We start from the raw sequence: 8,486 nt of genomic DNA, 5'->3' as shown, positions 1-8,486 counted from the left end.
GATAGCTGTTCGAATGATCCATGTCGATCGACGTGCGGAACGACAGGTCGGTGACCGTCGCGCCGTCGGCGCCGCCATTGAACACCAGCGTGCCGGTCGCAGTCTGCGGCGTGAACACGCCGTTGACACCATCCTCGGTGATCGTGCTCGTGCCGGAGAAGCTTGCCGTCGGCACATCGTCGTTGATGCTGACCGTGAAGGCGCTGCCCACGGTATCGCCGTCGGCATCGCTGGCGGTGACATTGAACGCCAGGTCGACCTGGGCGTCCTGCGACGGCGTTCCACCCTGCGGATGGTCGATGCTGGTCAGCAACTGGAAGGTATAGTCGCCATGAGCGGAGGACGGATGAAGCGTGACGACGAAGACGTCCGTGCGAACAGCGCCCTGGCCTTCGCCCGATACGGTGTAACCGGTCAGCGTGTGGCCGTCTGCCGAGACCTCATACTGGATGGCGAGGCCATGCGAGGTCAAGCCCTCAGGAGCGTTCTGCTTGTCAAAGGTAAGGTCGCGATTCGCGCCGCTATCGGCACCCCACTGAACACCAAGCGAGATGTTGCCGGTGACTACGTTGCCGGAGAGCAGATCGTGCTCGCTGACGGCGCTGTTGTCGTTGGCTTCGCCCAGGTTGATCGAGGGGCCGTCATCACGGATGTCGATCGAGGCATTGCCGGTAACCGCATCGCCGTCCTTGTCGGTCACCGTATAGCTGAAGTTGAGGCCGAGGGCGTCGCTGGCGCCGGACTGGCCCTGGTCGGGATGGTCGAGCGGGCCGTATTGCGTGAAGGTGAAGGCGCCCGTCGAAGTGTCGGTGACCTTGAGTTCGAAAACGGTGATCGTCTTGGCTTCGGCGCCTTCACCGATGGTGATCGTGCCGGTGATCGTCAGGCCGTTGACGGTGACGGTGACGTCATGGCCGCCGGAGGTCAGGCCGCTGACCGGCTTGCCTGCGGTGCCGCCTTCCTCGTCGACATCGGTGCTGCCGGTGTAGTTTACAGCGGTGATGACGCCTACGTCCGCACCGCCGTTAAAGCCGAACTGGCCGTTGACCGTCTGCTGGGCAAAGCCGCCCTCGGCGTTCGCCGCTTCCGTCAGCGTGAGGAGCTGCGTGGTCGTGATCGTCGGGACATCGTTGGTGAATTCCTGCGTGCCGCCGAGCGTCGGATCCGGCTGCTGCGTGTCGGCCAGAAGCTGCGCCAGCTGGGTCGGGGCGTCGTCACCCGGCTGGAGCGTATCCTGGAACTCGGCGCCGGAGCTCGGCGCTGCCGCGGTTGCGGTATCGGTGCCGTCCGGACCGGCGGCGACGTTGATCTTGCTGTCGTTCAGCGCTGCAATGACGGTGTCACGCGGCAGCTCGACGTCACCGAGCATGAAACTGGGGACATGCAGGGCGCCGTTGACGATAACGATTTCCGTTCCGTCCGCCTGGACGAGCACCAGATTGCTGCCCTCGATGTGAATATCGTCCAGCGAGACATTGGCCGGAAGATGAGCAACGTTGTTCTGGTCGGCAACAACCTCGTTCGGGTTGGCATTCGCGGGTGCCGGCGGGGTAGCCTCCACGCGGCCGGTCTTTGGGGTCTGCTCGCTGCTCGCGGCCTGAGCGAGCTCGACACGCTCGACCTCTACCGGCTTTGCATCTTCGCGAATGTCCGAAAGAAACTCGTGCGGCGCGGTTTCGCCATCGACGTTCGAAATGCGCAGATCTTCGTTAGACATGACTCTACCCCAAATGTACAACTGGGGCCTATCAATTACGCGGCGGGCCTAATTGCAATACTTCCTTAACCGGGCAGGCATAGCCGGTTATGCATCCCCCCAAAAATGTTCAGGAACGATTAACCCTGGCCATGGGTTTTGAGGGCGGGAACGCTAAAATTTGAATAAAATTAATAGATTAGAACGGGTGATCTTAACCACCAAAAAGAGGGCGGCGGCTCCTTTCGAGAGCCGCCGCCGGCATTTCCAACATCTCGATTCGCCGTTTTGCGAGGCGCTGCCGATCGCTCTTTGGAGAGGGTCAGCGGCCAGGCGCCACGAGGCAGAAGAAAGCACCCTGCGGGTCCGTGGCATTGATGACCCAGCTGCCGCCAGGCACCTCCATCGGCCCGAAGAGGACTTTGCCGCCGCCCGCATTGACGCGCTCGACGGCGCTGTCGATGGCCGGAACGTTGAAGTAATAGCCCCAATAGCACACCGGCACGTTGGCGGGCTTGGTCATCATGCCGCCGATCTGCTTGCCGTGCTCGGCGAAGATGCGGTAAGCGCCCATCTCGCCCATGTCGAAGTCGTGATCCTTCGTCCAGCCGAAGATTTTCGAGTAGAAGGGGAACGCTTCCTCCATGTTGCCGGACATGAGTTCATGCCAGCCCACATGGCCGGGTGTGTTCATGCCGACATCCGGCGGCGGGTTTTCCGGCGGGATCGGCGTCATGATGCAGATGACGGCGCCGTGCGGGTCGGCAACGACCGCGAAGCGGCCGATCGTCGGGATGTCCTCCGGCGGGCGGCGCACCTTTCCGCCGTTCGCCTCGAAGTCCTTGGCGGTCTGATCGACGTCATCGACGGCGACGTAGCCGGTCCAGTTCGGCGGGATGCCCTGCCCTTCGAGCTCGGCCGGGAAATCCATCATGCCTGCAGCGCCCGCTCCGTTCGCTTCGAAGATGGTGTAGGCAGGCAGGTTGGCGATCTTCATGTCCTTGGTCGTCCACCCGACGACGGAACCATAGAACCGGGCGGCGGCCTGGGTATCTGGCGTCATCAGTTCGTACCAGATGAACTTTCCATGCGTATCGGAAGCCATGATCTTTCCTTTCACGCTTTGTGATTGAGTGAGCTGTCATTCCTGAGCGATTGCGTGAGACGTCATTGCTGATCACCGCGCGCGTGCGTAGCGTGCCTCCATGAATTGCTTCCAGCTGCCGTCCGGCTGCTTGGCCGCCGAGGTGAAGGTACGGTGATCGTCATCGATGAAGGTGATCTGCTCGCGGTAATCCTGTTCGGCGCCGTCGGACTGGAAATCCGGGCCTCTCGTGTAAAGGTTGAGCACCTTGCCGTCCGCAGAGACGTCGCCCTCATAGACCCACATGTGGTCCATCATCGAGCCGATCCAGCTGCCGACATATTTGCCTTTCGTGGCGTTGTAGCCGAGGGTGAGCACGGTGGTGGCTGCGCCGCCGCCCGGCATTTCGCCATTGCCTTCGGCAACGAACCAGATGCCGTGCAGCGAGCGCACGATCTCCGTCCATTGCTGCCCGCCGGTCATTTCAGGGGCCGTGACATCCCAGACGCCAACCAGCTTCTCGAGAAAACGGTGCTCCTCCAGCACCTTTGCACTTTCCATCATCCTTCTCCCTTAGGTGATGCTAGCAAGTTTCAATGACAGGACTGCGTCTTCGGAGCGCCCTCATATTCGTCATGGCGCTTGACGAAATCCATTGTGCCGTTCTCGTTGCGGCCCTTCGGCGCCCGATCGAGGATCATCAACGTGCCGATCGTTTCCTCCAGACCTCGGGCATAGCTAGAGTAGGTGTGGAAGATTTCACCCTTCTCGTTCTTGTAGAAAGCGCTGAGGCCCGGGAGTTCGTCGTTGGCGTCGGCGGATTCGATCGCGGTGAAGTTATAGAACACCGTCTCCTTGGCGAGGTCCTCGGGACTGAAGGAAACGTGGTAGTCGAAATTGAAGTCGCTGCCGGAGGATGAAACCCAGGGAAATTTCCAGCCCATTCGCTTCTTGTAGGCTTCTATCTTGGGAAGCGGCGCGAGAGAGACGGCGACCCATGTGACGTCGTGATTGTTGAGATGCGGCAGCGCGCCATCGACGTGATCGGACACGAAAGAGCAGCCCGGACAACCGGCATCCCAATCCGGCCCGAGCATGAAGTGGTAGATGATCAGCTGGCTGCGGCCGCCGAAGAGATCGGAAAGGCTCTTCCTTCCCTCGGGCGTGTCGAAAACATAGTCCTTGTCGACCTTGACCCAAGGCAAAGCGAGGCGCTCGGCATTGACCCTGTCTCTGAGATGCGTTGCTTCCTTCTCCTTCAAAAGCAGCGCCTGGCGGGCTTCGAGCCATTCTTCACGGGAAACGACTTGATTCTCCATCGTGTGCGCCCTCCTCCTACGCAACCGATTACCGGCGTATTCTCGTTTTCCTTGACTAAATACATTGATATCAATAGAAATTAGGCATGTCAAACGCGGTAGAGATTCCCTTTTCAACGACGCTGCTGGTGCGCGACACCTGCCTGTGCCTGCACGTTCAGCGCGCCGCCCGCGCACTCGCACGGCTTTTCGACGACGCTCTTCGCCCGCTCGGGCTCACCAACGGCCAGTTCTCGTTGATGATGTCGCTGAACCGCCCGGAGCCGCCGCCGATGGGGCCGGTCGCCCATCTTCTCGCCATGGACCAGACGACGCTGACGGCGGCATTGAAGCCGCTGCAGCGCCGAGGATGGGTAAATGTCGTGCAGAATCCAAAAGACAAGCGGGGGCGGCTGCTGAGTCTCACGGCGGAGGGCAAGGCGGTGCTCGCTGCAGCACTGCCGATCTGGGAAAGCACGCATGCCGCACTGGAAGAGAAGCTGCCGAACGGCGATGCGAGCAAGCTGCGGAGCGACCTGCAGGCGCTTGCATAGTTAGCGGGCAATCCGCGGATCGTTGCCGAAATCGCTCCTCGCAAAACCGATCCTTGTTGCCGGAAATTCGCACAGCGCCTGAACGCCTGCCGCAGCCAGGCGGATGCGCCATGTCTGGCGCTCGGATGGTTCGCGGGCGCTAAAGGCCCTGGCCGTCAAAAGCGCTAGGTTTCGGCCTCGATTCGGGTCGCGGACGGATTCGTAGAGGATTGCCTCTGTGCCGATCGCGCGGGCGGTGTCGGCGAGCGCCTGACAGGGCTCGTAGTTGACGGGATCCGTCCATTGGGCGCGGCCGCTATCGAGCGGCGGGGCGGTCAGATCTATTGCCATCTTTGTTGCGACTGGAGCGGCAAAAGCCGTGTATTCCGCCGCGTTCGAAGGCAGCGGCGTGGCAGGCGAATCGGCAAAGAAGAGCAGCCGGTAGAAGGCCATTTCGGCCAACGCCGTTTCGACCTTTTCGGAAGCGTAGAAAACACCGAGCGTTCGTCCTGCCCTGCGAAAGCGCGAGCCGTGCGGGTAGACCGCACCGTAGCGGAACGGCGTGGCGAGGAGATAATCGAGACCGGCACATTCCGGCGGCAGGGCCGGCTTGCTCTCCTCGAGCAGGGTTTCGAGCAGTGCCTGCTCTTCCAGCGTATCGACGAGTTTGAGCGTCGAGATCTGATGCTGCGCTTCCACCAGCCGCCAGAAACGGCCGGAGATCGGCCGCGTTTCAGACGAGAGCGCGGCGGGCGTCCAGATAGGCAAGGACATCGGTCAATCCGGAAATGCTGACGATCTTTTCGAGCGGTGCGGCGCCAAGTGCGGTATTGGCATTGCGCAGCCATTGCCGGGCAACGGCCTCATCACCGCCGACGATCGCGTCCAGCGAGCGGAAGAGGCGGACGAGCAAGACCGCCAGCTCGAAGGATTTGCTGCCGCGCTCCAGCAGATGGTCCTGCCGCTTCATCCGCGAGACGGTCGCTTCGGAGACGCCGAGAACGGCAGCGAGCGCGCGGGCGCTGATCCCTAGCCGGTCGGCGGCATTGATCGCCGCCTTGGTAATGACGGCGGCTTCCGCGGCAGAGCTGGTTTGATCGGGAGAAATTGCGGCCATCGCACCTATCCTTTCCTTGGAAAGAATATAGCGAATTTATTTCAGAAGAAAAGATGCGGTTGCGATGCGGCTTGGAGCTCCCTCACCCTTACCCATACACGCGGCGAGAGGGGAATGTCGGCGGGCGCGGCTAGCGTCCCTTCTCCCCCTCGTGGAGAAGGTGCCGGCAGGCGGATGAGGGGGCCGCAGGCGAACGGCCAACTTCTATCAGTCGTCACGCGAGGCCCCCTCATCCGACCCTTCGGGCCACCTTCTCCCCGAGGGGAGAAGGGAAAATCTCAATCAAGCAACAGTAACCGGAACTTCGGTCGAGGTGCGCATGGCGTGGCTGTAGGGGCAGACGATATGGGCTGCGGCAGCGAGCTTTTCGGCTTCGGCCTTGTCCATGCCCGGAATGTTGACCGTCAGCGCCACTTCGATGCCGAAACCGCCGCCGTCTTCGCGCGGGCCGATGCCGACCTTGGCGGAAACCGTCGCATCTTCAGGAATCTTGACCTTCTGCTGGCCCGCGACAAATTTCAAGGCACCGAGGAAGCAGGCGGAATAGCCAGCTGCAAAGAGCTGTTCGGGATTGGTGCCGGTCGCGCCGTCGCCGCCGAGTTCCTTCGGAACAGTCAACGTCACATCGAGAACGCCGTTCTCGGAAACGGCGCGGCCTGCGCGGCCACCGGTGGCGGAAGCTTTGGTCGTATAGAGGATCGGCATGTCAGTCTCCTGTGTTTGCGTTGGGGCTGGACTTTCTATATTGCGCAATTAAATTGTACGCAAGTGAATTTTGCAAATTGCATTCGGAATCTGAAAAGAGGAGAATTGCACCTCAAAGGAACAGGATGATGAAAGCGCAGACGGCGAAGATGATGGAAATTCCCGAGGAGGAGAAGCGGCTTGAGAAACAGCTCTGTTTCGCGGTCTATTCAACGGCGCATGCCTTCACGCGCGCCTACAAGCCGATCCTCGACAAGGTCGGCCTCACCTACCCGCAATATCTGGTGATGCTGGTGCTCTGGGAGCAGGCCGAGCTGCCGGTCAAGACGATCGGCGAGCAGTTGGATCTCGATTCCGGGACGCTCTCGCCGTTGCTCAAGCGGCTTGAACAGAGCGGCCTGATCAAACGCACGCGCGACTCGCGCGATGAGCGGCAGGTGATCGTTTCGCTGACTCCGAGGGGCCGATCGATGCAGAGCGAAGCGAACTCGATCATGATGGCAATCGGCCGGGCCGCCGGCTGCACGCTTGAAGAGTTGGTGGAAATCCGCGGAGCCCTGCAGAGGCTGCGCGGAAACCTGAACGCGTCGGTGTAAGATCGCCCGCGCCTCTCAGCGCGGGCGCGCCGGTAGAAAGCCTATTCGGCAGCCTGATAGGCACCGGCGCTCAGCCGCGACGTCCGCGGACCCAGTGCCGCGAGAAGCACGACCGCGACCGCAAGCAGCGCCGTGAAGGCAATGCCGGCCAGATAGGGATCCCAACCGAAGGACGGAGCCGCGCCGAAGACCGCCGAGGCGGCTGCGAGCACGATGCCGCCGCCGATCTGGAAGGCCGCAAACAGCATGCCGGAGGCCAGGCCCGATTTGTCTTCCTCGACATCAGCAAGTGCTGCGACCTGCACGGAGGGATAGGTCATCGCGTAGCCGACGCCGAGCGCGAGCTGCGACAGCACGACGAGCAGGATCGGATCGACGCGGCCGACGGCGGCTACCCAGAAGATGTAGCTTACCGCCTGCAGCGCCACGCCGAGCGCAATCAGGCCCGTGGTGCCGCGGTTCTGGGCGATCGAGGCAAAGCGCGGTGCCAGGAACATGACGCAGACGCCGCCGAAGGCAAAGCAGAAGCCGGTGACGAAGGCCGACCAGCCAAGCTCGTTCTGATAATAGAGCGTCGCGATGAACTGGAAGCCGACATAGACGCCCTGAAAGAGCGCGGCAACGGCGTTGGCATGGCTGAGCTTTGCCCGGCGGAACATCGCAAGCGGCACCATCGGATCGGCATGCCGGGCTTCGACGGCAAGGAAGAGCAGGATCAACACGACCGCCGCAGCCAGCGCGCCCCAGGTGGGAAAGGCACTCCAGCCGACGGCCGCGGCATTGGTGATGCCGAACACGAAGAGCAACAGGCCGGGAGTAATCGTCAAGGCACCTGCCCAGTCGAAGCGCGGGCGGGTTTCGCCGCGGCGCTCATCGGCGGGCAGGACGAAGGGCGCGATCGCCAGCGTGATGATCGCTACCGGAGCGCCCATGACCAGCGTCGCCCGCCAGCTGAAGACGGTGGCGGCACCCCCGAGCACCATGCCGAGCACGAAGCCGGTGGCGCCTGTCGAGGAGAAGACACCGAGCGCCTTGGCCCGGGCGCTCCCCTCCCTGAAGACGGAGAGCAGAAGCGCGAGCGCCGCCGGCGCGGTGAAGGCGGCGGCGATGCCCTTGATAAGCCGGGCGGCAATCAGCGTCGGTCCGCTGTCGACAAAGGCGCCCGCTATGCTTGCGGCCGCGAATAGGCCGAGCGACCAGAGAAAGACGCGGCGATGGCCGAAAACGTCGGCAACGCGGCCGCCGAGCAACAGGAAGCCGCCATAGCCGAGGACATAGGCGCTGACGGCCCATTGCAGCGAGGTTGCAGGCATGCCGAGTTCCGCCTGAATGGCGGGAAGCGCGACGCCGATGGTCGAAACGTCCATGGCGTCAAGGAAATTGGCGGCACAGAGCAACAGCAATGCCAGCCCCGCCCCACTTCGAGATTGTGTGAGTGTCATCGAGATCGTTCCTTT

10 protein-coding genes are annotated in these 8,486 nt (G+C 62.2%); 2 read left to right on the top strand and 8 right to left on the bottom strand.

Annotated features, from left to right (window positions below):
- From HGP14_RS04970 to HGP14_RS04955, 4 genes are all read right to left on the bottom strand, one after another.
- Positions 1-1,717, bottom strand: a 1,717-nt coding sequence (locus HGP14_RS04970) for a DUF5801 repeats-in-toxin domain-containing protein (protein ID WP_409527058.1), incomplete at its 3' end; no start/stop codon positions are given.
- A gap of 301 nt (positions 1,718-2,018) precedes the next feature.
- Positions 2,019-2,801, bottom strand: coding sequence for a VOC family protein (locus HGP14_RS04965; protein ID WP_168828723.1), 783 nt, complete (start codon positions 2,799-2,801; stop codon positions 2,019-2,021).
- A 72-nt stretch (positions 2,802-2,873) separates the two neighbouring features.
- Complete coding sequence (locus tag HGP14_RS04960) at positions 2,874-3,344, bottom strand: DUF1579 domain-containing protein (protein ID WP_168828722.1); 471 nt, start codon at positions 3,342-3,344, stop codon at positions 2,874-2,876.
- A 29-nt stretch (positions 3,345-3,373) separates the two neighbouring features.
- A complete protein-coding gene (locus HGP14_RS04955; RefSeq protein WP_168828721.1) occupies positions 3,374-4,099 on the bottom strand; it encodes a thioredoxin family protein in 726 nt (241 codons plus the stop codon).
- Between the two features lie 86 nt (positions 4,100-4,185).
- Here HGP14_RS04955 and HGP14_RS04950 point away from each other — a divergent pair, with 86 nt between their 5' ends.
- Positions 4,186-4,632 carry a MarR family winged helix-turn-helix transcriptional regulator gene (locus HGP14_RS04950; protein WP_168828720.1) on the top strand — a complete coding sequence of 149 codons (447 nt, stop codon included), beginning with the start codon at positions 4,186-4,188 and terminating at the stop codon, positions 4,630-4,632.
- Here HGP14_RS04950 and HGP14_RS04945 read toward each other — a convergent pair whose 3' ends face one another.
- The 3 genes from HGP14_RS04945 to HGP14_RS04935 all read right to left on the bottom strand — a co-directional run bounded on the left by HGP14_RS04945 (position 4,633) and on the right by HGP14_RS04935 (position 6,433).
- Positions 4,633-5,385 (bottom strand): RES family NAD+ phosphorylase, encoded by a 753-nt coding sequence (locus tag HGP14_RS04945; RefSeq protein WP_168828719.1) that lies wholly within the window; start codon positions 5,383-5,385, stop codon positions 4,633-4,635. It abuts the gene before it with no gap.
- Complete coding sequence (locus HGP14_RS04940) at positions 5,345-5,728, bottom strand: antitoxin Xre/MbcA/ParS toxin-binding domain-containing protein (protein WP_168828718.1); 384 nt, start codon at positions 5,726-5,728, stop codon at positions 5,345-5,347. Before HGP14_RS04940 ends, HGP14_RS04945 begins: the two co-directional genes overlap by 41 nt.
- 282 nt (positions 5,729-6,010) lie before the next feature.
- Positions 6,011-6,433 (bottom strand): organic hydroperoxide resistance protein, encoded by a 423-nt coding sequence (locus HGP14_RS04935; RefSeq protein WP_168828717.1) that lies wholly within the window; start codon positions 6,431-6,433, stop codon positions 6,011-6,013.
- Positions 6,434-6,561: 128 nt separating this feature from the next.
- Here HGP14_RS04935 and HGP14_RS04930 point away from each other — a divergent pair, with 128 nt between their 5' ends.
- Positions 6,562-7,029: a MarR family winged helix-turn-helix transcriptional regulator gene (locus HGP14_RS04930; RefSeq protein WP_168828716.1), complete on the top strand. Its 468-nt coding sequence runs from the start codon at positions 6,562-6,564 to the stop codon at positions 7,027-7,029.
- A gap of 41 nt (positions 7,030-7,070) precedes the next feature.
- Here HGP14_RS04930 and HGP14_RS04925 read toward each other — a convergent pair whose 3' ends face one another.
- On the bottom strand, positions 7,071-8,471 hold the full coding sequence (locus tag HGP14_RS04925; RefSeq protein WP_168828715.1) for an MFS transporter: 1,401 nt from the start codon (positions 8,469-8,471) through the stop codon (positions 7,071-7,073).
- Positions 8,472-8,486 lie beyond the last annotated feature (15 nt).

The organism is Rhizobium sp. P32RR-XVIII, assembly GCF_012641395.1.
In the GTDB taxonomy this organism is placed as follows: domain Bacteria; phylum Pseudomonadota; class Alphaproteobacteria; order Rhizobiales; family Rhizobiaceae; genus Rhizobium.
Note: the sequence above shows the minus strand (reverse complement) of the source record. Positions and strands in the feature narration are given on the sequence as shown.

What these genes read in the sequence shown, in the direction of transcription:
- HGP14_RS04965 (WP_168828723.1), bottom strand. Translation starts at nt 2,801, where the DNA reads ATGGCTTCCGATACGCATGGAAAGTTCATCTGGTACGAACTGATGACG.
- HGP14_RS04955 (WP_168828721.1), bottom strand. Translation starts at nt 4,099, where the DNA reads ATGGAGAATCAAGTCGTTTCCCGTGAAGAATGGCTCGAAGCCCGCCAG.
- HGP14_RS04925 (WP_168828715.1), bottom strand. Translation starts at nt 8,471, where the DNA reads ATGACACTCACACAATCTCGAAGTGGGGCGGGGCTGGCATTGCTGTTG.
- HGP14_RS04930 (WP_168828716.1), top strand. Translation starts at nt 6,562, where the DNA reads ATGAAAGCGCAGACGGCGAAGATGATGGAAATTCCCGAGGAGGAGAAG.
- HGP14_RS04950 (WP_168828720.1), top strand. Translation starts at nt 4,186, where the DNA reads ATGTCAAACGCGGTAGAGATTCCCTTTTCAACGACGCTGCTGGTGCGC.
- HGP14_RS04935 (WP_168828717.1), bottom strand. Translation starts at nt 6,433, where the DNA reads ATGCCGATCCTCTATACGACCAAAGCTTCCGCCACCGGTGGCCGCGCA.
- HGP14_RS04960 (WP_168828722.1), bottom strand. Translation starts at nt 3,344, where the DNA reads ATGATGGAAAGTGCAAAGGTGCTGGAGGAGCACCGTTTTCTCGAGAAG.
- HGP14_RS04940 (WP_168828718.1), bottom strand. Translation starts at nt 5,728, where the DNA reads ATGGCCGCAATTTCTCCCGATCAAACCAGCTCTGCCGCGGAAGCCGCC.
- HGP14_RS04945 (WP_168828719.1), bottom strand. Translation starts at nt 5,385, where the DNA reads ATGTCCTTGCCTATCTGGACGCCCGCCGCGCTCTCGTCTGAAACGCGG.